This window comes from Brevundimonas sp. (genome assembly GCF_019636155.1).
Lineage (GTDB): Bacteria > Pseudomonadota > Alphaproteobacteria > Caulobacterales > Caulobacteraceae > Brevundimonas.
The window spans coordinates 88,211-110,469 of record NZ_JAHBYB010000004.1 but is presented as its reverse complement, the minus strand read 5'-3'; the positions used below and the strand labels follow the sequence as shown (position 1 = coordinate 110,469).

At 67.8% G+C, this 22,259-nt stretch carries 28 protein-coding genes; 18 read left to right on the top strand and 10 right to left on the bottom strand.

What is annotated here, in order from left to right; translation table 11 throughout:
* Nucleotides 1–44: 44 nt before the first annotated feature.
* Nucleotides 45–527: an Lrp/AsnC family transcriptional regulator gene (locus tag KF910_RS06185; RefSeq protein WP_292259671.1), complete on the bottom strand. Its 483-nt coding sequence runs from the start codon at nucleotides 525–527 to the stop codon at nucleotides 45–47.
* A gap of 84 nt (nucleotides 528–611) precedes the next feature.
* Here KF910_RS06185 and KF910_RS06180 point away from each other — a divergent pair, with 84 nt between their 5' ends.
* The 5 genes from KF910_RS06180 to KF910_RS06160 all read left to right on the top strand — a co-directional run bounded on the left by KF910_RS06180 (nucleotide 612) and on the right by KF910_RS06160 (nucleotide 5,736).
* A complete protein-coding gene (locus tag KF910_RS06180; RefSeq protein ID WP_292259670.1) occupies nucleotides 612–1,532 on the top strand; it encodes an EamA family transporter in 921 nt (306 codons plus the stop codon).
* A 67-nt stretch (nucleotides 1,533–1,599) separates the two neighbouring features.
* Entirely contained in the window at nucleotides 1,600–2,943 is a 1,344-nt protein-coding gene (gene fliI / locus KF910_RS06175) for a flagellar protein export ATPase FliI (RefSeq protein WP_292259669.1), read from the top strand.
* Between the two features lie 4 nt (nucleotides 2,944–2,947).
* Nucleotides 2,948–3,358: a flagellar export protein FliJ gene (locus KF910_RS06170; RefSeq protein WP_292259668.1), complete on the top strand. Its 411-nt coding sequence runs from the start codon at nucleotides 2,948–2,950 to the stop codon at nucleotides 3,356–3,358.
* A gap of 134 nt (nucleotides 3,359–3,492) precedes the next feature.
* Complete coding sequence (locus KF910_RS06165) at nucleotides 3,493–4,626, top strand: Fic family protein (protein ID WP_292259667.1); 1,134 nt, start codon at nucleotides 3,493–3,495, stop codon at nucleotides 4,624–4,626.
* A gap of 30 nt (nucleotides 4,627–4,656) precedes the next feature.
* Nucleotides 4,657–5,736 (top strand): endo-1,4-beta-xylanase, encoded by a 1,080-nt coding sequence (locus KF910_RS06160; protein WP_292259665.1) that lies wholly within the window; start codon nucleotides 4,657–4,659, stop codon nucleotides 5,734–5,736.
* Here the strand turns inward: KF910_RS06160 and arr are convergent.
* Nucleotides 5,733–6,179 (bottom strand): NAD(+)--rifampin ADP-ribosyltransferase, encoded by a 447-nt coding sequence (gene arr, locus KF910_RS06155; protein ID WP_292259663.1) that lies wholly within the window; start codon nucleotides 6,177–6,179, stop codon nucleotides 5,733–5,735. The genes KF910_RS06160 and arr overlap by 4 nt on opposite strands.
* Nucleotides 6,180–6,372: 193 nt before the next feature.
* The gene (gene ctrA / locus KF910_RS06150; RefSeq protein WP_292259662.1) at nucleotides 6,373–7,074 is read right to left on the bottom strand and encodes a response regulator transcription factor CtrA; all 702 of its coding nucleotides are present in this window, start codon (nucleotides 7,072–7,074) and stop codon (nucleotides 6,373–6,375) included.
* 334 nt (nucleotides 7,075–7,408) lie between these two features.
* Here ctrA and KF910_RS06145 point away from each other — a divergent pair, with 334 nt between their 5' ends.
* Both KF910_RS06145 and KF910_RS06140 read left to right on the top strand, forming a co-directional pair.
* Entirely contained in the window at nucleotides 7,409–7,765 is a 357-nt protein-coding gene (locus tag KF910_RS06145; RefSeq protein ID WP_292259660.1) for a chromosomal replication initiator DnaA, read from the top strand.
* A complete protein-coding gene (locus tag KF910_RS06140; RefSeq protein WP_292259658.1) occupies nucleotides 7,762–8,469 on the top strand; it encodes a DUF6456 domain-containing protein in 708 nt (235 codons plus the stop codon). The genes KF910_RS06145 and KF910_RS06140 overlap by 4 nt, the downstream gene beginning before the upstream one ends.
* Here the strand turns inward: KF910_RS06140 and KF910_RS06135 are convergent, their stop codons facing one another.
* Complete coding sequence (locus KF910_RS06135; RefSeq protein WP_292259656.1) at nucleotides 8,470–8,910, bottom strand: SufE family protein; 441 nt, start codon at nucleotides 8,908–8,910, stop codon at nucleotides 8,470–8,472.
* 160 nt (nucleotides 8,911–9,070) lie between these two features.
* On the opposite strand from KF910_RS06135, the gene KF910_RS06130 reads away from it, so the two are divergent.
* The 7 genes from KF910_RS06130 to KF910_RS06100 all read left to right on the top strand — a co-directional run bounded on the left by KF910_RS06130 (nucleotide 9,071) and on the right by KF910_RS06100 (nucleotide 14,381).
* On the top strand, nucleotides 9,071–10,750 hold the full coding sequence (locus tag KF910_RS06130) for a sensor histidine kinase (protein ID WP_292259655.1): 1,680 nt from the start codon (nucleotides 9,071–9,073) through the stop codon (nucleotides 10,748–10,750).
* 104 nt (nucleotides 10,751–10,854) lie between these two features.
* Nucleotides 10,855–11,961, top strand: coding sequence for an S-(hydroxymethyl)glutathione dehydrogenase/class III alcohol dehydrogenase (locus KF910_RS06125; protein ID WP_292259653.1), 1,107 nt, complete (start codon nucleotides 10,855–10,857; stop codon nucleotides 11,959–11,961).
* The gene (locus tag KF910_RS06120; protein WP_292259651.1) at nucleotides 11,961–12,377 is read left to right on the top strand and encodes a hypothetical protein; all 417 of its coding nucleotides are present in this window, start codon (nucleotides 11,961–11,963) and stop codon (nucleotides 12,375–12,377) included. The genes KF910_RS06125 and KF910_RS06120 overlap by 1 nt, the downstream gene beginning before the upstream one ends.
* A 10-nt stretch (nucleotides 12,378–12,387) precedes the next feature.
* The gene (locus KF910_RS06115; RefSeq protein ID WP_292259649.1) at nucleotides 12,388–12,840 is read left to right on the top strand and encodes a hypothetical protein; all 453 of its coding nucleotides are present in this window, start codon (nucleotides 12,388–12,390) and stop codon (nucleotides 12,838–12,840) included.
* A 36-nt stretch (nucleotides 12,841–12,876) separates the two neighbouring features.
* Entirely contained in the window at nucleotides 12,877–13,260 is a 384-nt protein-coding gene (locus tag KF910_RS06110; RefSeq protein ID WP_292259647.1) for a VOC family protein, read from the top strand.
* A 33-nt stretch (nucleotides 13,261–13,293) separates the two neighbouring features.
* Complete coding sequence (fghA, locus tag KF910_RS06105) at nucleotides 13,294–14,142, top strand: S-formylglutathione hydrolase (protein ID WP_292259646.1); 849 nt, start codon at nucleotides 13,294–13,296, stop codon at nucleotides 14,140–14,142.
* Entirely contained in the window at nucleotides 14,139–14,381 is a 243-nt protein-coding gene (locus tag KF910_RS06100) for a hypothetical protein (RefSeq protein ID WP_292259644.1), read from the top strand. Before fghA ends, KF910_RS06100 begins: the two co-directional genes overlap by 4 nt.
* Here KF910_RS06100 and KF910_RS06095 read toward each other — a convergent pair.
* A complete protein-coding gene (locus KF910_RS06095) occupies nucleotides 14,378–14,590 on the bottom strand; it encodes a hypothetical protein (protein WP_292259642.1) in 213 nt (70 codons plus the stop codon). The genes KF910_RS06100 and KF910_RS06095 overlap by 4 nt on opposite strands.
* 158 nt (nucleotides 14,591–14,748) lie before the next feature.
* On the opposite strand from KF910_RS06095, the gene KF910_RS06090 reads away from it, so the two are divergent.
* The 4 genes from KF910_RS06090 to KF910_RS06075 all read left to right on the top strand — a co-directional run bounded on the left by KF910_RS06090 (nucleotide 14,749) and on the right by KF910_RS06075 (nucleotide 19,149).
* Nucleotides 14,749–15,363, top strand: a complete 615-nt coding sequence (locus KF910_RS06090; RefSeq protein ID WP_292259640.1) for a superoxide dismutase — start codon at nucleotides 14,749–14,751, stop codon at nucleotides 15,361–15,363.
* A 156-nt stretch (nucleotides 15,364–15,519) separates the two neighbouring features.
* Entirely contained in the window at nucleotides 15,520–16,137 is a 618-nt protein-coding gene (gene rpsD / locus KF910_RS06085; protein ID WP_292259637.1) for a 30S ribosomal protein S4, read from the top strand.
* Between the two features lie 202 nt (nucleotides 16,138–16,339).
* Entirely contained in the window at nucleotides 16,340–18,679 is a 2,340-nt protein-coding gene (locus KF910_RS06080; RefSeq protein WP_292259635.1) for an EAL domain-containing protein, read from the top strand.
* Nucleotides 18,680–18,762: 83 nt separating this feature from the next.
* A complete protein-coding gene (locus tag KF910_RS06075) occupies nucleotides 18,763–19,149 on the top strand; it encodes a hypothetical protein (protein ID WP_292259633.1) in 387 nt (128 codons plus the stop codon).
* Between the two features lie 18 nt (nucleotides 19,150–19,167).
* Here the strand turns inward: KF910_RS06075 and KF910_RS06070 are convergent, their stop codons facing one another.
* The 5 genes from KF910_RS06070 to KF910_RS06050 all read right to left on the bottom strand — a co-directional run bounded on the left by KF910_RS06070 (nucleotide 19,168) and on the right by KF910_RS06050 (nucleotide 22,258).
* Nucleotides 19,168–19,593: an acyl-CoA thioesterase gene (locus KF910_RS06070; protein ID WP_292259630.1), complete on the bottom strand. Its 426-nt coding sequence runs from the start codon at nucleotides 19,591–19,593 to the stop codon at nucleotides 19,168–19,170.
* Nucleotides 19,593–19,940: a Grx4 family monothiol glutaredoxin gene (grxD, locus tag KF910_RS06065; protein ID WP_292259628.1), complete on the bottom strand. Its 348-nt coding sequence runs from the start codon at nucleotides 19,938–19,940 to the stop codon at nucleotides 19,593–19,595. The genes KF910_RS06070 and grxD overlap by 1 nt, the downstream gene beginning before the upstream one ends.
* A gap of 74 nt (nucleotides 19,941–20,014) precedes the next feature.
* Entirely contained in the window at nucleotides 20,015–20,932 is a 918-nt protein-coding gene (locus KF910_RS06060) for an aldo/keto reductase (protein WP_292259627.1), read from the bottom strand.
* 3 nt (nucleotides 20,933–20,935) lie between these two features.
* Nucleotides 20,936–21,175, bottom strand: coding sequence for a BolA family transcriptional regulator (locus tag KF910_RS06055; protein WP_292259625.1), 240 nt, complete (start codon nucleotides 21,173–21,175; stop codon nucleotides 20,936–20,938).
* 72 nt (nucleotides 21,176–21,247) lie between these two features.
* The gene (locus tag KF910_RS06050; RefSeq protein WP_292259623.1) at nucleotides 21,248–22,258 is read right to left on the bottom strand and encodes a N(4)-(beta-N-acetylglucosaminyl)-L-asparaginase; all 1,011 of its coding nucleotides are present in this window, start codon (nucleotides 22,256–22,258) and stop codon (nucleotides 21,248–21,250) included.
* Nucleotide 22,259: the final 1 nt, after the last annotated feature.

Below are 22,259 nucleotides of genomic sequence, written 5' to 3'. Positions count from 1 at the left end.
TCGTTCCTAGATGAGGCGGCGCCCCCCGCCCGCGCAAGGGCGCCTCATCGGCTCAACACCGCCCGCGCGGGGTCGAAGCCGACGACTTCGCGGATCACGATCATGCTCTGGAAGGCCCGCACATGGGCCGTGGTGGTCAGTTCGCGCAAGCAGAAGGCCTCGTAGTCGGCCATGGATCGCACCGCCACCGTGATCAGGAAATCGGTCTCGCCTGTCACGTCCCAGGCGGCCTGAACCTCCGGACTGGCGACCAGGGCGCGTTTGAAGGCGTCCATCGCCGGCCTGTCCTGGCCCATCATCTCGACCTGGACATGGATGACGATCCGCGGCTCGACCCGCGCCGGATCGACAATGGCCACATCGGCCTTGATGACCCCCTCCGCCCGCAATCGCCTCAGTCGTCTCAGCACGGCGGATTCCGACAGGCCCACCGCCTCGGCCGTGACCCGCGCCGGCTCCAGATTGTTGCGCCGGACCCGCGCCAGCAGCCGATGATCGAAACCGTCCAGATCGACGAAATTCGTCATTTTATGGCTCTTGTTGACGAAAACAGGTGCAATGACGCCTGAAATCGCCGGGAAGCACAAGGCTGGTTCCGCTAACCTTCGGCCATGACCGCCCTGCCCCTTCGCCCTGCCTCGATCCGCGCCCGCTGGACGCCGTTCGTCCCCTATCTGGCGCTGGGCGCGGCGATGATCTCCCTTTGCTTCGGCACCTCCTTCGCCAAGCAGCTCTTCCCCCTGGTCGGAGCCCAGGGCACGGCGGCTCTGCGCGTGGGTCTGGCGGCCATCATCCTGACGGCTCTGTTCCGCCCCTGGCGGGTGCGCCTGACGCGAGCGGACATCGGGCGGCTGGCGGCCTTCGGCGCGGCCATGGGGCTGTTGAACCTGACCTTCTACCTGTCGCTGAAGACCATCCCCCTGGGCCTGGCCCTGGCGATCGAGTTCACCGGCCCCCTGGCCCTGGCCCTGGTCCATGCCCGACGGCCGGTCCATTTCGCCTGCATCGGCCTGGCGGCCCTCGGGCTTGTCCTTCTGTTGCCGCTGAATGGGGCGGCGGCGCTCGACCCGGTCGGCGTCGGCTTCGCCCTGATCGCCGCCGTCTGCTGGGCGCTCTACATCATCTTCGGCAAGCGTCTGGGCCATATTCCGGCCGGCCCATCCGTGGCCATGGGCATGACGGTCGCCGCCCTGGTCATCCTGCCGTTCGGCGCGGCCGAGGCGGGGCTGAAGCTGCTGCATCCGGCGATCCTGGCGGTCGCCGTCGTGGTGGCCATCGCCTCCAGCGCCCTGCCCTATTCGCTGGACATGATCGCCATGCGCGGCATGCCCAAGCGGACCTTCGGCGTCCTGCTCAGCGCCGAACCGGCCATCGGCGCCGTGGCCGGGGTGATCTTCCTGCACGAGCTTCTGACCGGCCAGCAGTGGTTCGCCATCGCCGCCATCGTCGCCGCCTCGGCCGGGGCCATCCTGACCACGCGCCCCGAGACACCGGCCGTCGTCGCGACCCCGCCGGTCCAGCCACCCGCCTGAACGGCGATCTTCACCCCCGGTTAACCATGGCGGCGCAAAGGTTAACGCCTGTTCCGGGGCTTTCCGTTTGCGCAATCTCGTCGCCGCCGTCGAAGCGATCGACCCCTTGGTCGTGACCGGCAAGGTCGCCGGGGTCTCGGGCCTGCTGATCGAATCCCGGGGCGGCCTGTCGCGCCTGGCGGTCGGCGCCCGGGCCGAGATCGGGCGGCGCGGCCTGCCCGCCCTGCCGGCCGAGGTCGTCGGCTTCCGCGACGCCAAGGCCCTGCTGATGCCCTTCGGCCCGGTCGAGGGGGTGGCTCCCGGGGCCGACATCCGCATCATCGACGCCGCCGCCGCCGTGCGCCCCACCACCGCCTGGCTGGGACGCATCATCGACGCCTTCGGAAATCCCATCGACGGCAAGGACCCCCTGCCGCAAGGCCCGGCCCCCTATCCCCTGCGCGCGCCGCCGCCCCCGGCCCATTCGCGCGGCCGGGTGGGCGAACGGCTGGACCTGGGGGTCCGGGCCATGGACGTGTTCACCACCACCTGCCGGGGTCAGCGCCTGGGCATCTTCGCCGGATCGGGCGTCGGGAAGTCGGTGCTGCTGTCGATGCTGGCGCGCCAGGCGACCTGCGACGCCGTGGTGGTTGGTCTGATCGGCGAACGCGGCCGCGAGGTGCGCGAGTTCATCGAGGAGACCTTGGGGCAAGAGGGCCTCGCCCGCGCCATCGTCGTGGTCGCCACCAGCGACGAACCGGCCCTGAAGCGGCGCCAGGCGGCCTATATGACCATGGCCTGCGCCGAGTTCCTGCGCGATCAGGATCTGGAGGTCCTGTGCCTGATGGATTCCGTCACCCGCTTCGCCATGGCTCAGCGTGAGATCGGCCTGGCGGCGGGCGAACCGCCGACGACCAAGGGCTACACCCCCACCGTCTTCACCGAACTGCCCAAGCTGCTGGAGCGCGCCGGCCCCGGCCCCGTGCGCCCGGACGGGACGACCGCCGGGCCGATCACCGCCCTGTTCACCGTGCTGGTGGACGGCGGCGACCATGACGAGCCCATCGCCGATGCCGTGCGCGGCATCCTGGACGGGCACATCGTCATGGACCGCAAGATCGCCGAGCGCGGCCGCTTCCCGGCCATCGACGTGCTGAAGTCGGTCAGCCGGACCATGCCCGCGTGCCAGACCCCGCCCGAGCGCGAACTGAACCGCCGCGCACGCCAGTGCCTCAGCGCCTATTCCAACATGGAAGAACTGATCCGCATCGGCGCCTATCGCACCGGGGCCGACCCGATCGTCGACCGCGCCATCGCCCTGAACCCGGCGCTGGAGGGTTTTCTGACCCAGGCGCCCGACGACGCCACGCCGCTTTCGGATTCCTTTAACCGGCTGGAAGACATTCTGAACACCGGCATGATCAAGGAGTGATGCGATGACCGCCTGGGCCCAATCGCTGATCCGCATCTCCAACTATGAGGTCGAGACGCTGCAGAAGCGTCTGGCCGAGATCACCGCCCGCCGGGCGTCGGCCGAAATGCGCCTCGCTGTCCTGGACGCCGAGGCCGAGGTGGAGCGCGAGCGCGCCCGTCACGACGCCGAATCCGGCCTGCTGCTGCAAGCCTATCTGAACGGCTGGAAGGCGCGCAAAGGCGCCGCCGAGTCTGATCTGAATGAATTGGATGTCGAAGAGCACGGCGCCCGCGACGCCCTGACCGGCGCCTTTGAAGAACTGAAGAAGTTCGAGCACGTGGCCGAAACCACCCGCCTGAACGCCCTGATCGCCGCCGGGCGACGCGAAACCGCCGCCTTCGACGAACTGGGCCTGCGCCGCCGGGCCGTCTGAGGCAGCGCGGCGTTGACGCCGGAATCCTGACGTCACATTCAGTTGACGATAGGATATAGTCCAATCCTGTTGTCAAAGCAGTTTGTCGTCGCTAGGCTGTCGTCAAGCTGCTTGTCGCCAGAATTGGCCCCGAAATGATCGACAAGAGATATGATCTCTCGGGCGCCGCCCACTACCATACGGGGGCCTTCCCACCTCCCACTCTGGATTATCAGAGAATCCTGGGGCCGTTGGAGGACGCCGCCGCGTCCCTCGCTCGATACGATGCGAAGATGTCCAGCCTCGTGAACAGCGAGTTGCTGCTGGCGCCCCTCAGGCGTCAGGACGCCGTCAGTTCCTCGCGAATGGAGGGCACGATATCGACCGTCGAGAACATCTATCTGCTGGAAGCCGAGGAAGAGGCCGGATCATCCACCGCCTATGATCAGGCCCGCAACGACGACATCGAAACCTTCCTCTATTCCCGGGCTCTGCGGAACGCGCAAACCGCCATGGCCGAAGGCGCGCCTTTAAGCGAGCACCTGATCCGCACGGCCCATCAGCAACTGCTGTCATTCGGCCGGGGCGCGCACAAAAGACCGGGCGCCTACAAGGTGGAACAGAATTACGTCGGGGATGACCGGCGAAAGGAAATCTACTTCGTCCCGATCACGCCCGAACACCTGCCCATGGCGATGGAGCAACTGGTCGCCTTCATGAACGGCGACGCCATGCGGCCGCTCATTCGCACCGCCTTGGCCCATGTCGAGTTCGAGGCGCTGCATCCCTTCGAGGATGGCAATGGGCGCATCGGCCGGATGCTGATCACCCTGATGCTCTGGAAGCTGGGGATCATCAGCCAGCCCAACTTCTTCGCGTCCGGATATTTCGAGACCCACAAGTCCGAGTATGTCGAGCGGATGCGGGCCGTCTCGGCAGAAGGCGACTGGACCGGCTGGACCTGCTTCTTCCTGACGGCGATGCATGAGCAGGCCAGGGTCAACATCCGCACCGCCGACCAGATTCACGCCCTGTATGGCGAAATGCGCGAGAGGTTCCGAGAGGTGCTGAACTCACAGCATCATGATCTGGCGCTCGACTTCGTGTTCGCCAATCCTGTCTTTCGCAACGACCGTTTCGTCGCACGATCCGGCATGCCGGACTCGTCGGCCCGCGTCATTTCCCGGCGCTTGAGCGAGGCGGGCCTGTTGAGAACCCTGGTTCCCGCCGCCGGTCGGCGCGCGGCGCTGTTCGCCTTCGACCCGCTTCTGGATGTGTTGCGTATCTGAGGCCCCACGCTGTCTAAGGATCATTCGACCTTGACCCAGGATCATCTCTCCCGCCGCGCCTTCCTGGCCTCGACCGTCGCCCTGGCCGCGTGCGAGCGGGACGCCAGCGCCCAACCCACGTCCTTGGCGAAACCCCGCGCCGCGCCGCCGCTGAAATCCCTGGCGCCGTTTCCGGTCGGAACCTGCGCCATGACGGGCCAGTTCGACGATCCGCAATGGCTGGCCCTGGCCGCCCGCCACTTCTCCCAGCTCACGCCCGAGTGGGAGATGAAGATGGAATACATCCTCAAGCCCGACGGCCGCCGCCGCTGGGACGCGCCCGACCGCATCGCCGACTTCGCCCGCGACCACGGCCTGCGGATGCACGCCACCACCCTGATCTGGTACGCCCAGGACCACCCCTGGTTCAAAAGTCTGACCGGCGACCGCTTCGCCCGCGAATACGACCGCTACATCACCGATGTCGCCGCCCGCTATCGCGGCCAGACCGTGGGCTGGGACGTGGTCAACGAGCCGGTGGCGGAAGACGGGAACGGTCTGCGCGACTGCCTCTACAGCCAGGCCCTGGGTCAGGACGGCTACATGATCCGCGCCTTCGAACAGGCCAGGGCCGCCGACCCCGGCGCCGTCCTGTTCCTGAACGACTACAATCTGGAGAACAATCCGGTGAAGGGCGCGACCTTCCTGCGCCTGCTGGAGCGCCTGCTGAAGGCCGGGGCGCCGGTGGGGGGCGTCGGCACCCAGTCGCACCTGGACATCGAGATTCCGGCCGGCCAGACCGCCGCCTTCATCCGCGAGGCCGCCCGCTTCGGCCTGCCGATCCATGTGTCGGAACTGGACGCCTCCCTGCGCCGCGACGGCCCCTTCGATCCGCGCTCGCCCTCACAACGCCGGGCCCAGCAGACCGCCCGCGTCGCCGAACTGGCCGAGGCCTTCATGGCCCTGCCGGACGCCCAGCGTTACGCCTTCACCGTCTGGGGCGTGCGCGACACCGACAGCTGGCGGCGCCGCGACGACCGCGACGACGGCAGGGACAGCCCCCTGCTGTTCGACCCCGCGGGCGAACCGACGCCGATGTTCAACGCGCTTGCGGGGGCGTTCGGCGGTTAGTCGATGATGCGGGACGGACCGCCGGTCCATGCCGCGTCGATCTTCTCACGGGCGGCCCGAACCTCTTCGGGCGAATGCCCTTGCCAGTCCATGACCTCGCCGACGATCCGCAAAGGCTCGCGCGAGCGGTAGGACAGGGTGATGTTGCCGGAAAACTTCTTGTTGGTCAGGTTGGGGTCGTCCTCGATCAGGCCTGTCGGCTCGACGATGAAGACGCGCGGACGCCCCTCGCCCACCGCCAGTTCGGCGCCCCAGACGGCGGGTTCCAGCAGGCCGGACATGTAGATCCAGGACAGGGGCCGCCGATCCTCCCAATTCGAGGCGAAGCCGGGCCGCAGCAGGTCGCCGACCGACAGGTCGGCGCGGGTGCCGTGATACAGAACATCCGGCGCATGGCCCGCCGCGACCGTGCCATAGGTCGGATCGGTGTTGTCCAGCTTCATCGCGCGCCGCCTCCCGCATCTTCAGAGGCTCCGCAGTCTGCGCACACTTTCGTCCGGCGCAATTCTTGATCCTCAAAATCGTCGGGCCATATCAGCCTTGAATGGACGTGCGCCGCATCGCAGCCCGTTCCGCACAAGAAAACGCCCGCCGGTCATCCCGGCGGGCGTTTCGATGTTCAGGATCCGAACCGGATCAGGCGGCGACGGTCTGCGCGCCTTCCGCCGGGTCACGCAGGACATAGCCGCGGCCCCAGACGGTTTCGATATAGTGTTTGCCGCCCGCCGCCGTCGCCAGCTTCTTGCGCAGCTTGCAGATGAAGACGTCGATGATCTTCAGTTCCGGCTCGTCCATGCCGCCATACAGGTGGTTCAGGAACATTTCCTTGGTCAGGGTCGTGCCCTTGCGCAGGGAAAGCAGCTCCAGCATCTGATATTCCTTGCCGGTCAGATGCACGCGATGGCCGTTCACCTCGACCGTCTTGGCGTCCAGGTTCACGGCGATCTCGCCGGTGTGGATGATGGCCTGGGCGTGACCCTTGGACCGACGCACCACCGCGTGGACGCGGGCGATCAGTTCGTCCTTGTGGAACGGCTTGGTCATATAGTCGTCGGCGCCGCCGCCGAAGGTCTTCACCTTGGTCTCGATCTCGTGGGTGCCTGACAGGATCATCACCGGGGTGTTGATCTTGCCCACGCGCAGCTGGCGAAGCACTTCCAGGCCGTTCATGTCCGGCAGGTTCAGGTCCAGCAGGATCAGGTCGTAGTCATAGATCTTGCCCAGATCGATGCCTTCTTCACCCAGGTCCGTCGTGTAGACATTGAAGCCCTCGGACTTGAGCATAAGCTCGATGCTTTGCGCCGTGGCGTGATCGTCTTCAATCAGCAGAACGCGCATTCATGCCCCTCCAGGCAAAGCTTGGCCGTATGACCCGTCATCGGACGGACGGGTAACCTTGTTCCGACGTTAACGGGCCGAAGCCTTAAGAAGCGTTAACGCCGCCCATTAAGGCGAATCGTAGGCTGATTTGCGAATCGGCGTCGAGAGTCGCGAGTCAAGCGAACTCCTTTTTTGTCCCAACACCGCGCTCATCCGCCTCGCCGAGGCCGTCCGTTCACGTCGGGCGGGCGCACGACCAGATCTGACGTTTCGGTTGTGTAGGACTATTTTCCTATCTCGTCGCGCTTCGCGTTCGACGGGTCCGCGCTTCAGACCAGGGGAGTATAAGAGCGTGTCCGAACCCTATCATGTGCCGGTCATCGAGACCGACCGGTCCAAGGCCGGCCTGGCCATCCATCTGGTCGCCGCCGCCACGGGCCTGTCAGCCGGGCGGATCGCCTCGCGCGAGCGGCTGCGGGACGGGCATTGCCGCGCCCGCTGGCTGGCCATGTATGTCAGCCACATCTGTTTCGGCTGGCCGCTGGAGCGGGTCGGCCATGTCTTCGGCGTCAATCGGGCCACGGCCGGAAACGCCTGCCGCTGGGTCGAGGACGAGCGGGACCGGCCCGAACTGGATGCCCTTCTGGACCGGATCGAGACCCTGATCGGCGCCCTGTTCGAGACGCCTCGCTGCGAGTTGCCGCGATGACCGTGACGCCCGAACGCGCCCGCGCCCTGCTGTCCCGCATCGGCGCCTGGCTGGAGGCGCGGGACGGCGGCTATGCGATCCGGCTGGGTCCGGACCGGCGCTCGCGCATCGTCGCCGTGATCGACGAAGCAGCCTTCGCCGACCTGGTCCGGCGCCCCGGTCTGTCGGTGCGCGGAGGCGGCGGATGGCGGCTGCGGCCCGAGCGGATCGATCCGCCCGACAACGCGGGCCGACCCGGCGTCCTGCCGGGCGAACGGCCGGTCATGCAGGCGGACGGGCGGCTGGCCCTCCGGCGGGCCAATCTGGGCGAAAGCCCCCTGGCCTGGCTGGCGCGGCGACGCGGCGCCGACGGGCGGCCCTTCCTCAGCGCGATCCAGGCCGCCGCCGGCGAACGGCTGCGCGCCGACGCGGAGACGGCCCTGTCCGGTCCCTCCCTGACCATGCGCTGGGACGCCCTGCCCCGCTCGGGCGGCGGGACGTCGGCGCGGGTCGAGCCGGGCGACCGCGCCCTGTCGGCGGCGCGGCGCGTCGCGGCGGCCCTGGCCTCGGTCGATCCCCGGCTACGGCCCATGCTGGACCGGATCTGCGTGCGCGGCTCTTCCCTGCGACTGGCGGAAGAGGGGCTGGGCCTGCGCCGGCGCCAAGGCAAGGCGGTGCTGGGTCAAGCCCTGGACGCTCTGGCCCGCCACTATCGGATAGGCTGATCAGGCCTGGGCCTGGGCCGCTTCCCTGATCCGCCCCACCATGCTGTTCAGCCCATTGGCGCGTTGTCGCGTCAGCGCCTGCGGCAGGCCCAGCCGATCCAGGGCCGCCCGGGCGTCGAAGGCCAGGATCTGATCCGGCGTCCGGCCCGAATACAGCTTCAGCAGCAAGGCGACGTTCCCCTTAGACAGGGCGCTGTCGGAATCGGCCCGGAACCACAGCCGCCCGTCCCGCGCCTCGGACGCCAGCCACACCTGGGCGGCGCAGCCCGGCACCTTGTTGGCCTCCACCCGATCAGCCTCGGGCAGGGCCTCCAGCCCGCGCCCCAGGTCGATGACATATTCGATCCGCCCTTCCCAGTCGCCCAGCAGGTCGAACTCATCGACCAGTTCGGCCAGAATGGCGTCGATCGTCTCTGTCGGAGCGGGGGGGGCGGGGTCCATGGCCGCCAGATAGGGCTTTGGCCCGTTAAGGACAATCGGCCGCCCATCCCCAGGTGAACAGGGTTCGGACCCAGCCGATCCTCGCCTGTCGCGCGATCCGTCTTTAGCCGACTCGCCGCGAAAGTTAGGGTGACGCGCCTTCTCAACGCCGGATTTCCGATTGACCGCCACCGTCCCACAGACCGCCGTCAGGCCCCAGACCGGCGCGCGCCCGGTCCTGGCCGCCTGGCATGCGGCCTGGGCGCTCCTGGCGGCCCTCATCGCCCTGGGCGGTCGTCTGCTGGGGGCGGCGGGTCTGGAAGACACCGTCCTGGCCGGCCTGCTGGTCCTCGCGGCGCCGGGTGCGGCGGGACTGGCCCTGCTCTGGCGCGACGGCCCGGGGCCCCGCGCCCTGGTCCTGGTGGTCTGGTGCCTGGCCGCCACGGCGGTTGCGGGCCTGACGGGCGGCCTGTCCGGGCCCCTGGCGGCGGCGGCCCTCACCCCCCTGGCGGCGGGCCTGATCCTGGATCGCGCCCGCCTCATGCCGATCGCGGGCCTGGGCGCGGCGGCCGCCATCGCCGCCGGCCTGGCCTCGGCCGCCCTGGCCGGACCCGGACCCTCGGCGCCGGTCGTGGCGGCCCTGGTCGGTTTCGCCGTCGTCGCCGCCGCCCTGGCCGCCGCGCGTCTGTCGGACCGCCATCGTCAGGTGCGCCGCGCGGCGACCGACCAGGCCCTGACCCGCGCCGAGGGCCTGCTGACCACCCTGCCGGCCCTGACCCTGGTGCTGGAGCCAGGCGGCCGGATCCTGGCCGCCTATGGCGCCGCCCCGCCGGCCCTGCCTGTCGATTCCCTGTTCGCCCAGGGACTGATCGCCGCCGTTCACGCCCCGGATCGTCCGGCCGTCCTGTCCGCCCTGGACAAGGCCGTCGGCGGACGGACGACTCTGGTGCGGTTCGCCCCGCGCCTGGCCCTGGATCGCCGCATCGTCCTGGCGTTTCAGGGACAGGATGCGCCGGCGCCGGGCGGCCGGATCGTCGCCCTGGCCTTCGACGACACTGCCCAATACGCCCACGAGGTCGCCCTGGAGACCGCCCGCGCCGAGGCCGAGGCCCACAGCGCCGGCAAGACCCGCTTCCTGGCCAATATGAGCCACGAACTGCGCACCCCCCTGAACGCCGTCCTCGGCTTCTCGGACATGATGCGCCAGTCGCTGTTCGGCCCCCTGCCGCCCCGCTACGCTGAATACGCCGTCTCCATCCACGAGGCGGGCAACCACCTGCTCGACCTGATCAACGACGTGCTGGACGTCTCCAAGATCGAGGCCGAGCGCTACGAACTGGTGCTGGAGCGGTTCGACGCGCGCGAGACGGTGTCGGCGGCCGTCGCCCTGGTTCGCATCCAGGCGGTCGACAAGGGCCTGGATCTGGCGGTGGTCCAGCCCGGTGATCCGGTCGAGGTCGCCGCCGACCGCCGGGCGCTGAAGCAGATCGCCCTGAACCTGCTATCCAACGCCCTCAAATTCAACCCCGCCGGCGGCTCGGTCACCCTGACGCTGGAAGCGGTGGGCCCTTATCTGGAGCTGGTCGTGGCCGACACCGGCGTGGGCATCGCGCCGGACGACATCGCCCGGCTGGGCCGCCCGTTCGAACAGGCCGGCGCCGCCGATCAGAAATCTCAGGGCACCGGCCTGGGCCTGTCCCTGGTGCGGTCCCTGGCCGAACTGCACGGTGGCCGGATGACAGTCGATTCCACCCTGGGCGAGGGCACGGCGATCACCGTGCGCCTGCCGGTCGTGACCGGGGCGCGCCCGTCGCCGCCCGCCGACGGCGGACAGGTGGTCCCCCTGATCGTTCCGGCCTGAAGCGGCGCCGGCCCGACAAAGGCCGTTGATCCGAGGCCCCGCCTTGCGCCACGATCCGGCCGACCCGCCTCCCTGCGGAATGACCCGAGTTTCCGGAGCCCTTCATGAAGACCCGCGCCGCCGTCGCCTTCGAGGCCAAACGCCCGCTTGAAATCGTCGAGGTCGATCTGGAAGGGCCGCGCGCCGGCGAGGTGCTGATCGAAATCAAGGCCACCGGCGTCTGCCACACCGACGCCTACACCCTGGACGGGCTGGACTCCGAAGGCATCTTCCCCTCGATCCTGGGCCACGAGGGCGCGGGCGTGGTGGTCGAGGTGGGGCCGGGCGTGACCAGCCTTCAGGTTGGGGACCATGTGATCCCGCTGTACACGCCCGAATGCCGCCAGTGTAAGTCGTGCCTGTCGCGCAAGACCAATCTGTGCACCTCGATCCGCGCGACCCAGGGCAAGGGCGTCATGCCCGACGGAACGTCGCGGTTCAGCTACAAGGGCCAGGCCATCGCCCACTACATGGGCTGCTCGACCTTCTCGAACTACACCGTCCTGCCCGAGATCGCGGTGGCGAAAATCCGCAAGGACGCCCCTTTCGACAAGGCCTGCTACATCGGCTGCGGCGTGACGACGGGCATCGGCGCCGTGGTCAATACGGCCAAGGTCGAGCCGGGCGCCAACGCCGTGGTCTTCGGCCTGGGCGGCATCGGGCTGAACGTCATTCAGGGGCTGAAGATGGTCGGGGCCGACATGATCGTCGGCGTCGACATCAATGCCGACAAGGAAGAATGGGGCCGTCGCTTCGGCATGACCCATTTCGTCAACCCGAAGGAGGTGTCGGACGTGGTCGCCCATCTGGTCGAACTGACCGGCGGCGGGGCCGACTACACTTTCGACTGCACCGGCAACACAGTGGTCATGCGCCAGGCGCTGGAAGCCTGCCACCGCGGCTGGGGCGAAAGCGTGGTCATCGGCGTGGCCGAGGCGGGCAAGGAGATCGCCACCCGCCCGTTCCAGCTGGTCACCGGCCGCGTCTGGCGTGGTTCGGCTTTCGGCGGCGCACGCGGCCGCACCGATACGCCCCGGATCGTCGACTGGTATATGGATGGCAAGATCGAGATCGACCCGATGATCACCCACACCCTGCCACTGGAACGCATCAACGAGGCATTTGATCTGATGCACGAGGGCAAGAGCATCCGCAGCGTGGTGGTGTTCTGATGATGATCGCGACGGCGATTTTCGGCGTGTTGCTTCAGGCCACGCCCTTCGGCGCCTGCGACGCCATGTTCACTAAGGGCGATGCCGTCGAAAGCGTTCCGGCCCCCTGGGTCGCCGAAGCGCTCTCGGCGGGCGAGGTTCCACCTCAGCCCGACGACGTGGGAATCGGTGCGATCGTCTGCGAGCGCGAGAATCTCGTGCCGCAGTCCGGTGACGAACAGATTCTCAGCCGCCTGGGCCTGCCTCTCTACATCGCGGCGGGCGAGCGCGTGGGTGTGCTGGAGGCTCTCGACGGTCAGTTGACCTTTCGCGTCCTCGAAGGCGAACTGGCCGAGGATGAAGTTCCGGCGATGATGGCCTTCCTGAATACGGCGCAGGATGCTGCCCGGCGCCCGGCGCCTGTCGAACAGGAGTAGGGCTCCCGGGATGCCACGACCGATCATTCGTGACCCGGCCCGGTTTGATGGCGCGCCGCATGTAGAAGGCTCTGGCCGGACGGTCGCGGAGATTCAGGCTGTCTGGCGCGAGCCGGGCGTGGGTGCCGTGGAGATGAGACGCCGCTTTCCCGACCTGACCGAAGCGGAACTCGGTGCGGCCGTCACCTGGGTTGAGCCCTCGCGGCCCAAGTATGAGTTTTTCGCCGAGTCGAGCGGCCCGCCCGCCCGCCGCCTGACTCTCTCGGGCGAAGAAGGTAACTGGGTGTTCGAACGCCAGGATCTGACGCCGGGCGCGAAGCCGTATGCCGTTGATTTCTGGGAAGACAGAGTTGAGCAGGTGCTCGCCTATCCGGAATTCCATGCAACGAACAATCTGGTCTGGAAGAACAGTCGGACAGGCGAGGTGGTGGACATCCATGCCTTGACCTTCGATGAGGCATAGTTTCAAAAAGAAACTAACCTGCTGGGAGAGGCTTTCATGTTCACGCACGTCACCTTGGGCGCCAATGACCCCGAGGCGTCACGGCGCTTCTATGACGCGGCGCTGGGGGCTCTGGGAATCGAACCGGCGCAGGGGCCCGATCCCAAGGGCCGCTATTGGTGGCGAACGGCGCGGGGCGCCTTCGCGGTCGGCAGGCCGATCGACGGCGAGCCTGCCTGTCACGCCAACGGCGGCACCCTGGGCTTCCACGCCAGGACGCCCGAGATGGTCCAGGCCTTCCACGACGCCGGGGTGGCCGCCGGCGGCCGATCCATCGAGGATCCGCCGGGCGAGCGCAACGGGCCGTTCGGCACGCTGGTCCTGGCCTATCTGCGCGATCCGGACGGCAACAAGATCTGCGCCCTGCATCGGCCGGGATAGCCCCCGCCGGCCACGGGGTGCTAACCGGACGGCATGACCTTAGAGACCACCAAGACCCACACCGTCCACGGCGGAACCCTGCGCTATCTGAAGCACGACAGCGCGACGACCGGCACACCCATGACCCTGTCGGTCTTCGTTCCGGCGGGCGAGGGGCCGTTTCCGGTGGTGATCTGGTTGTCGGGCCTGACCTGCACCGAGGACAATTTCACCACCAAGGCCGGCGCCTATCGGGCAGCGGCCGACCACGGGGTGATCGTCGTCGCGCCCGACACCAGCCCGCGCGGCGAAGGGGTGGCGGACGATCCGGCCTATGACCTGGGTCAGGGGGCGGGTTTCTACGTCGATGCGACCCAGGCGCCGTGGGCGTCGCATTTTCGCATGGAGACCTATGTCACGGACGAGTTGATCGCCCTGATCGACGCGGAGTTTCCGACCACGGGCGTGCGTTCGGTCATGGGCCATTCCATGGGCGGGCATGGCGCCCTGACCCTGGCCCTGCGCCACCCGGACCTGTTCCGCAGCGTCTCGGCCTTCGCGCCAATATCCTCCCCGACCCGCTGCCCCTGGGGCGAAAAGGCGTTCACAGCCTATCTGGGCGAAGACCGGACCGAATGGGCGCGGCATGATGCGGCCCTGCTGATCGAGAACGCAGCGGCGCGCGGCGCCTTCGACGACATCCTGGTGGACCAGGGCGACGCCGATCCCTTCCTGTCCGAACAGCTGAAGCCGGAACTACTGACGGCGGCGGCCGAGGCGGCGGGCCAGCCCCTGACCCTGCGGATGCAGCCAGGATACGACCATTCCTATTTCTTCATGGCCAGCTTCATCGCCGACCACATCGCCTTCCATGCCGCCCGGCTGAAAGGAGTCCGATCATGACCTATGACGAGGATCTGCACGACCGGCTGGCGCCGATGTTCACGGCTCTCTGCGTCGAACTGGGTTTCTGCCTTCACGACAAGGGCGAACGGCGTGTGGTCGAGGCCCTGCCACAGGGACTGGACGCCGCCGTGAAGGCGGTCTTCCAGGCCGACGGAGTGGACATCATCTCGGCCCCTGGCGACCTGAAACGCGCCGTTCGGGACTGTCTCAAAGCCCACGTCAGGGGTGTCTCCTAGACCCTCATGTCGAACGAACCGGGATGCATCCGGCCCTCGAGACGCCGGTGACTGCGTCCCCTCAGGCGGCGGCGCTCGCGCAGCCTGTCATGAAGGGCGTCGGCGACGTCCAGGACCTGCTCGTCGGTCATCCGTTCCGACAGGTCGATCAGACGTTCGGTCAGCCGGGCGATCTGATCATCCGTGGGCGTGGCGGCGGGATACGCCATAAGACGGCTCCTTTCGCTCGAGGAACGGGAGTATCCCGTCACCCGTTCCCGAGAATCGTGCCTAACGGGCGCTAGCCAAGATTCCGCCGCAACCGCCTTGGGATCGGCGCGCGAGTCCCTAGATGAGGCCCAGCCTCACGTACTGAAAGGAAATGGTCATGGCCTTCACCCTTCCCCCCCTGCCCTACGCCTACGACGCGCTGGAGCCGGCTATCGACAAGGAGACGATGACCTTCCACCATGACAAGCACCATCAGGCCTATGTCGACAATCTGAACAAGGCGGTCGACGCCGACGCCGGCCTGCAGGGCAAGTCGCTGGAAGATCTGTTCGCCGCCATCTCCAAGGCGCCCAAGGCGGTCCGCAACAACGGCGGCGGTCACTGGAACCACAGCCTGTTCTGGGAACTGCTGGCGCCGCAGGGCCAGACCGGCGAACCCTCGGCCGAACTGGCCACCGCCATCGACCGCGACCTGGGCGGGATGGACAAGTTCAAGGAAGACTTCAACGCCGCCGGCGCCGGCCAGTTCGGCTCGGGCTGGGCCTGGCTGATCGTACAGAATGGCAAGCTGAAGATCACCTCGACCCCCAACCAGGACAATCCCCTGATGGACGTGGCCGATGAAAAGGGCGCCGTGGTCCTGGGCGCCGACGTCTGGGAGCACGCCTACTACCTGAAATACCAGAACCGGCGGGCCGATTACCTGAAGGCCTTCTGGAGCGTGGTGAACTGGAACAAGGCCAACGCACTGTTCGCGGCGGCCACGGCCTGAGCTTGACTCTGGCGGGCGGGGCGTCGATAAGCCCCGCCTTCACGCCCCGGTCGCAAGCCCGGGGCGCGATCCATTACGGACGATGCGTGGACCGCCGTTGAGATCGCATTCCCAATACCGGGGATGCCGGGCCGCATCCGCATAGAGAGACGACGCATGTCGAAGCGCCACAGCGCCAAATACAAGATCGACCGCGCCATGGGTGAAAACCTGTGGGGCCGGTCCAAGTCCCCGGTCAACAAGCGCTCCTACGGCCCCGGCCAGCACGGCCAGCGCCGCAAGTCCAAGGTTTCGGACTTCGGCCTGCAACTGAAGGCCAAGCAGAAGCTGAAGGGCTATTACGGCAACCTGACCGAGAAGCAGTTCCGCAAGACCTATGACGAGGCCGCCCGTCGCAAGGGCAACACGCCCGAGAACCTGATCGGCCTGCTGGAAGCCCGTCTGGACGCCGTCGTCTATCGCGCCAAATTCGTGCCGACCGTCTGGGCCGCGCGTCAGTTCGTCAACCACGGCCACGTGACCGTCAACGGAAAGAAGGTGAACATCGCCTCTTATCGCCTGTCGGTTGGCGATGTGGTCGAGGTGAAGGAAAAGTCGCGCAACATGGCCCTGGTGCTGGAAGCCCAGCAGTCGTCGGAACGTGACGTGCCCGACTATCTGGAAATCGGCGATCGCGGCTTCTCGGTCCGCGTGGCCCGCGTGCCGGAACTGGCCGACGTGCCGTATGCGGTGAAGATGGAGCCGAACCTGGTGGTCGAATACTACTCGTCCTAAGGCGTCCTGCAGACGATTTTGGAAGGGCTCCGGAGCGATCCGGGGCCTTTTCTCTTTTGAGACGTTCCTGACCGACAATGTCGAGTTGTGAAGAAAGTTATTTCTCGTCAGTACCTTAAGAGACTTTAACCGTGTTTCTTACCGCTGACGTAATGGCCAAGCCCTATTCGGATGTCCGGACATTGATCAGGGTCTCCTCGCCATGCGTTTCCTTTCCTGCCTTGTCGATCAGCATGATCATGCGCTGACGCTTCTGGCGGCGGTCATCTGCCTGATCGGTTCGCTGGTGACGATCAGAATGTTCCGACGTGTGCGGGCGGCCTCGACGGGCGCGCGGCCGCTTTGGGCCTTGATGGGCGGGGTGGCCGGCGGCGCCACAATCTGGTGCACTCATTTCGTGGCCATGCTGGCCTACCGGCCGGGCGTCGATGTCGCCTATGAGCCGCGACTGACCGCCCTGTCCCTGGTCCTGGCGATGATCGGGTCCTACCTGGTGATGAGCATCGGCGCCCGCCGGAACCGGCGCGCGCCCGCCCTGGCCGGCGGCCTGTTCGGCGTCACCGTCACCATGATGCATTATACCGGCATGGCGGCCTTCACCTCGGACGCCATCGTCTACTGGTCGCCGATCTATGTGACCGTCTCGGTGATCGCCGCGATCATGGGCGGGGTCCTGGCGTTCGACGCCGCCGCCCGCTTCGGCGCGGGGATCAAGGCGCGGATCGGGGCGCTGCTGCTGGTGGTCGCGATCGTGGCGCTGCATTTCACCGGCATGGCGGCGATGACGGTTCTGCCCCTGGCGCCCCTGCCGGGAACGCCGACGGGCGAAGAGGCGCAGAGCCTGCTGGCCATGGCCGTGGCGGCGATCGGCTTTCTGATCATGGGCATTTCGGTGGTCGGCCACATGCTGGACGACCAGTCGCGGCGTCAGGGCGCCCTCCGGCTGAACCAGCTGATCGACAGCACCGTCGACGGCATGGTGGTGGAAGGCCCTGACGGCGTGATCATGGCCAACGGCGCCTTCGCGGAACTGAGCGGCCTTTCAATGGACATCATTCGCGGCGGACGGGTGGCCCAATGGATCGATTCCGCAGACTCCATGGACAGCGGCCTGGTCCAGAGCGAACTGCGGACCAGAGACGGCGCCCTGGTTCCGGTCGAGGTCGCGGTCCGGACGATGAGCGGGGTCGATATCAATGGCCAGGTCCGGGTTTTCGCCGTCCGTGATCTTCGCATGCGGCTGGCCCAGGAGCGACGCATCGCCCACCTGGCGCGCAACGACAGCCTGACCGAACTGCCCAATCGGGCCAGCTTCCTGGAAAAACTGGAACGCCAGGCCGCCCTGGCCGACGATGGCGACCGGTTCGCCCTGTTCGCCATCGACCTGAACCGGTTCAAGGAAATCAACGACATCTACGGCCACGCAATCGGCGACCGCCTGCTGGTCCATGTCGCCGAACAGATGCGGGCCGCCGCGCGGCAGGGCGAATTCCTGGCCCGGCTGGGCGGGGACGAATTCGTGGCCATCGTGCCGGTGGAGGCTCGGGAAGAAGCCTTGACCATCGCCGAGCGGCTGCGCGAGGCGATCATCGCGCCGGTCATGCTGGAAGGTGTCGAAATCGGCTGCGGCGCCAGCATCGGCATCGCCTTCTGGCCCGACGACGCGCAACAGGTTTCGGACCTGGTGAACAATGCCGACCTGGCCATGTATCGGGCCAAGGCGTCCCTGACGACTGACGTCTGCTTCTATGAAAGCGCGATGGACCAGGCCGTGCGGGAACGCCGGCGGATGACCCTGGCTCTGCGCGAAACCCTGGATGCGGGGCGGTTCGAACTGCACTATCAGGTCCAGGCCTCGGTCGAGAGCGGCCGGGTGATCGGCTACGAAGCCCTGTTGCGCTGGCCCCAGGCCGACGGCGGATATATCTCGCCGGAGCATTTCATCCCGCTGGCGGAAGAAACAGGCCTGATCCTGCCGATCGACGAATGGGTGCTCAGAACCGCCTGCGCCGAAGCCGCCGCCTGGCCCGAACCGCACAAGATCGCCGTCAACCTGTCGCCGGTGCAGCTGTCGCACGTCGATCTGCCGCGGCTGGTTCACCAGGTCCTGCTGGAAACCGGCCTGGCGCCCTCGCGCCTGGAGCTGGAAATCACCGAGACGGCCATGATCACCGACCTGGAGCGCACCATTCATGTCTTGCGCCAACTGAAAGCTCTCGGCGTCTCCATCGCCATGGACGACTTCGGCACCGGCTATTCGTCCCTGTCGACCCTGCGGGCCTTCCCGTTCGACAAGATCAAGCTGGATCGGTCCTTCATGTCGGAGCTGGACGGAAGCCCCCAGGCCCGCGCCATCATCCGCGCCGTCCTTACGCTGGGCGAGAGCCTGGACATCCCGGTCCTGGCCGAGGGGGTGGAAACCCCGGGACAGCTGGACTTTCTGCGCGAACAGGGATGCGATGAGGTCCAGGGCTTCCTTCTGGGCCGTCCGGGCCCGCGCAAGACGGCGACCCCGGACGCCACGGCCGAAGCCGCCGCCTGATCGCGGCCCTTTCCTCGTCCTTTCCGTTCCCTTTTGGCGCGAACCAGCGCATTCTACGCTGGCATGGAGCGGAGGCGACAATCGTGAAACGGGCGGCCGCCCTTCTGACGGTGACGGCGATCCTGCTGGCCGGGTGCGCGTCGTGGCGACCCTGGTCCCAGGCGTCGGCCAATCCGCCGCAGGCCGAGCCCATGCCCGGTCAGCTGGAGCCCCTGCACGCTGCGGCCTTCAGCCGCGACATGGCGGTCTTCTGGGTGACGTCGAACGGCTGCACCGAAAAGGACAGCCTGAAGCCGGTGGTCAGCCGACGCGGCGGCGAGGCGGTGATCACCCTTCGCCGTCTTGAAGAAGACCGCTGCGACCGCCCAGTCGCCGACGGGATCGAGGTGAAATGGTCGTTCGAGGAACTGGGTCTGAACCCTGGGTCTCGCGTCTCGGTCAACAATCCGCTGCAACTGCCCCAGGGCTGAAAGCCTCAGGCCCGCACCTCAGCGCTGGAAGGCCGGCAGGATGTCGGCGGGAATGCGGTGCGGCCGCATGGTGGCGGCGTCCACCAGGACCCATTCCGTCACCCCCTGGGCGCACAGCCGACCCTCCCCGTCCTCGATGCGGACATAGCGGTTGAAACGCGGCCCCTGCGGATCTCCGACCCAGGTGCGCGCCTTCACCCCGACGGCCTCGGGCGGGATGGGGCGGAAATAGTCGATCTCGTGCCGGGTCCCGACCCACGACCATTTCCCCCGCGTCTCGGCGTCGAACCGGGCGTTCCAGTGGGCCGTGCCGGCGTCCTGAAGCCAGCCGACATAGACGACGTTGTTGACGTGGCCGTTCTCGTCGATGTGCTCGGGCCGCACATCCAGCGGCAATTCGAAGACCTCACGGTCCGGGCGCGGCGCCAGATGCGGTCGCGCCATCAGTCCTGGCCCAGGGCGACGCCCTTTTCGGCCAGCAGGGTCTGAAGCTCCCCGGCGCCGAACATCTCGCGCACGATGTCCGACCCGCCCACGAACTCGCCTTTCACATACAACTGGGGGATGGTCGGCCAGTCGGTGAAGGCCTTGATGCCCTCGCGCAGGGCCTCGTCCTGCAGGACATCGACCCCGACGAAGGGCGCGCCGACGTGATCCAGGATCTGGACTGTCAGGGCCGAGAAGCCGCAGCGCGGGGCCTCGGGCGTGCCCTTCATGAACAGCACCACCGGGTGCTCGGCCACGGTCTGGGCGATGAAGGCGTGGACGGGGTCGGCGGCGGCGTCGGTCAAGGCGGATCCTCTCGGCAGCAGGCCCGTCAGCTAGGCGCCGAAGGGGGCGCGGTCAAGGCGGGGCCGAAAGTGGATCAGGCCGCCCGGGTGTTGATCCGGGCCATCTCGATCTGGGCGGCCAGACCGGGTGGCATGTCGCGCTCGGTCACCGCGGCCAGGGTCTCGATCCGTCCAGGCGCATCGGCCGAGATCAGAATGCTGGAGACGGCCGGCTCGGTCAGGGCGTAGGCTAGGCAGATGCTCTCGGCGTCCCAGTTCGGCGTCTGATGCACGAAGGCGAAGGTGCCGGCGCCGGCAAGGGGATCATCCTTGGGCCGCCCGCCGCCGCCCAGGCCGAACCAGCCCCGCTTGCGGCCGTCCAGGGCCGCGGCCTTGCGCGCGCTCTGCAGGCTGTCGGGGAAATAGCCATAGGCGAAGATGGCCATGTCCTGTTCGCGCGCGGTGCGGATGCGGTGACGCACCCGCCATTCGGAATTCACATGATAGGGGGTGACCAGGACGTCGAAGGCCCCGGTCGAGACATAGGTGTCCATCACGTCGCCCTCGCCGGCGACGCCCAGCAGCCGCACCCGCCCGGTGGATCGCAAGGCCTTGAGCGCGTTCAGCGACGCCTGGGGCAGTTCGTCCTCGGCGGGTTCCTCCAGCAGGGCGGCGTCGAACCAGCCCAGGCCCGAGACGTGCAGCGCCCGGTCGATGGCGCCGGTCATGCCCTCGGCCGAGAAATCGCGCTCATGGCCGCGCCGTCCGTCGCCCCGGCCCAGGGCCAGGCTGACGCAGACCAGCTTGCGGTCGATGTGCGATAGGGCCTGGCCCACCACCTCGGCCAGCACGGGATCGGCGGTTTCCAGCCGATAGGCGTTGATGCCCGCCTCCAGCGCCGAATAGATCAGTTCCTTGGCTTCGAGCGGACCGCGGCCCAGGGCGTCGAACCCCAGCGAAAGGGTCAGGTTCGAGATGGCGGCGCCGGAACGTCCGAACGGGCGATAACGCATCGGTCAGCCTCCTGTCGGCGCCGAGGTTTCGAGGGCCAGGGCGTGCAGTTCGCCGCCCATCTGGCCCTTCAGGGCGGCATAGACCATCTGGTGCTGGCGCACGCGCGCCAGGCCGGTGAAGGCGGTCGAGACGATGCGGGCGCGATAGTGGTCGCCGTCGCCGGCCAGATCGGTGATCTCGATCTCGGCGTCGGGAAAGGCTTCGACCAGATGGGCGCGAAGCGTCTCGGCGGACATGGGCATGGGCGAGGGTCTCGCTGCGGATCGGGCCCAGCCTGAACGGTAATCCTTAATGTCGGCCTAGGATTTGCGGTCTCAGGCCGCGTCGAACAGCGATCCGGCCCGTTCGATCCGGGTGTCGCCCGCCGCCGTGGTCACCGCATAGGTGAAGCCGGGCTGGAGCGCGAAACCGCCGGCGCGGCCCTGGCGGTCCAGCGCCAGCAGCGCCACCTGCGACGCCGCCACCTTGTCGCCGCGAAGCCGGGCCAGACGCTCGATCACCCGGCGACAGGCGGCCGTGGGATCCAGGCCCGCGCGCATGGCCTCGACCACGGAATGAGAGCCGGCGACCCGCACGATATCCTCGCCCACCCCGGTGCCGGTGGCGGCGCCGACCTCGTCGTCGACATAGAGGCCCGCCCCGACGATGGGGCTGTCGCCGATGCGGCCCCGCATCTTGAAGGCCATGCCCGAGGTGGTGCAGGCGCCCGCCAGATGGCCGTCAGGCCCGATGCTCAGGACGCCGATGGTGTCGTGATCCAGGGGCCCGCCCGGCGTCCGGTTGCGCCAGTCGTCATTCTCGCTGTTGGCGCGCGGGGCGTAATGCGACTCCTTCAGCCATTCTCGCCAGGCCCGTTCCGCCTCGGGCGTCAGCAGCGATTGGGTGGGAAAGCCCTGTTCGACCGCGAAATCGCGCGCGCCGGCACCGGCCAGCATGACGTGCGGCGTCTGCTCCATCACCCGGCGAGCCACCGAGACGGCATGGACAACGTCTTCCAGCGCCAGGACCGCGCCGATATCTCCCTGGTGGTTCATGACCACGGCGTCCAGGGTGACCCGGCCCTCGCGGTCCGGCATGCCGCCCAGGCCGACGGAACTGTTGGTCGTGTCCGCCTCGGCCACCTTGGCCGCCGCCTCGACCATGTCCAGGGCCGATCCGCCCTGACGCATGGCCTGCAGGCCTGCGGCGTTGGCGGTGGCGCCGAAATCCCAGGTCGAGACCAGGACGGCGGGGGCGGCGTCCCGGGCGCGGGCCGTCGTGGCCGCCAGGCCGGCGGTTCCCAGGGCGCCCAGGGCCAGGGCGGAGCGGCGCGACAGGTCGGACATG